1 protein-coding gene is annotated in these 1,761 nt (G+C 58.7%); it reads left to right on the top strand.

What is annotated here, in order from left to right; translation table 11 throughout:
- Positions 1-91 precede the first annotated feature (91 nt).
- Positions 92-1,576, top strand: a complete 1,485-nt coding sequence (locus LH128_RS19270; protein ID WP_037520338.1) for an ISNCY family transposase — start codon at positions 92-94, stop codon at positions 1,574-1,576.
- Positions 1,577-1,761: the final 185 nt, after the last annotated feature.

Genomic DNA, 1,761 nt, shown 5'->3' with positions numbered 1-1,761 from the left:
CCGGCGCATTGCCTCAATAGAATTGTTCCCCAAGGCATAGTCGTTGCCTCATCAAGAATGCTCCCGAAGATATTGATTGTGGAGCAGACAAATGAGGAGGGTCAGCATGATGACGCGCGACGACATGATTGCAGCAACTGGCGAGCGGTATCGAAAAGGCGATCGCGCGAATCGAGGGAAGATCCTCGATGTATTCACGGCCATTACAGGCTTTCACCGCAAGCATGCGGCCCGGATCCTGCGCGCTACAGGGCGGCGTGAGCGGGGCGCGCCAAGACCGGAGATGCGTCTCTACAACGACGAGATGGACGGCGCGCTGGTGACGCTGTGGGAGGCCTCTGACCGGGTCTGTGGAAAGCGGTTACACGCAATGCTGCCGCTGCTTGTCGAGGCCATGGAGCGCCACGGACATATGACCCTGCTACCAGCCATCCGGGCTGGGATCCTTACCATGAGTGCGGCGACAATCGATCGCCGTCTGGCGCCGTTCCGCGAAGGGGCCAAGCGGCGGCGACGGGCACCACCGTCGGCGGCCGTGAAGGCAGCGGTCCCGGTCCGCACCTTTGCAGACTGGGGTGACCCGTCACCGGGGTTCTTTGAGGCAGATCTAGTGGCCCATTCGGGTCCGTCCGCAGATGGAAGATTTGTCCAGACCCTGACTCTCACGGACATTGCCAGCGGGTGGACCGAAACGATGCCGATTCCGTTTCGCGAGCAAGAGTATCTGGTGCAGGCACTGACCAAGCTGCAGCGATCACTTCCGATGCCGATCCTTGGGCTGGATACTGACAACGACACGGTCTTTATGAACGAAACTATTCAGGCTTGGTGTGCAGTTCATAATATAACCTTTACCCGTTCTCGCCCGTATCACAAAAATGACCAAGCGTGGGTAGAGCAGAAGAACGGATCCGTGGTCAGAAAGCTGGTTGGATATCGTCGATATGAAGGGCTCGAAGCCCTCCAAATTCTTGAAAATCTCTACGCCGCTTCGCGCCTGTTTGTAAACTTGCTTCAACCATCCTTCAAACTGATCTCAAAGGAACGTCATGGCGCCAAGGTTATCAAACGCTACGATAAGCCGGTCACGCCCTGTCAGCGTCTCCTTGCAGATGCCCGAGTCAGCAATGCTATCAAGACACAGTTGTCGACCATGCAGGCGAGCCTGGATCCCATCGACCTGCTCGCACGCATGCGTCATTGTCAGCAGCAACTGCTCAATCTTTCACAGGATGAGCAGGTTGAGGGGGCAATCCAGCCGGACGCGCGGCTTGGGGACTTTCTGGCGAGCCTCAAGGATGCTTGGCATTCCGGCACCCTGGAGGAACCGGCGCGTCCACAGCGTACTTGGAGGACCCGCGTCGATCCCTTCGCGGCGACGGCAACCGAGGTGACCGCCCTGTTCGAAAGCGCCATGGGGCAAACGTCTCGTGATTTGTTTGAACAGCTTTGCGCGGACCACCCCGGCCTGTACCTCCCAGGCCAGTTGAGGACTTTCGAACGACAGCGCAAACGGTGGCGAGCAGCGAAAGCCGACGCACTGATCCTCGGGGCTGCCGCAGTGGCGGCTGAATAGTGGCGCGAACGGCGCTCCATCCATTGCCTGTTCGCGCGCCGCTTCGCTACGCTCCGCAACCCGCGAACAGGCAATGGATGGAAAGATCTGGCCCAATCGGCTATGGGAACCATTCTGATGAGGCAACGGCAAACGCCTCGGGAACATCTTTGCTTGAGGCAACACGACCGGCCATCGTAGTTGTC

It is taken from the genome of Sphingomonas sp. LH128, from assembly GCF_000293195.2.
GTDB lineage: Bacteria > Pseudomonadota > Alphaproteobacteria > Sphingomonadales > Sphingomonadaceae > Novosphingobium > Novosphingobium resinovorum_A.
This window is presented reverse-complemented; position numbering and strand designations above follow the sequence as displayed.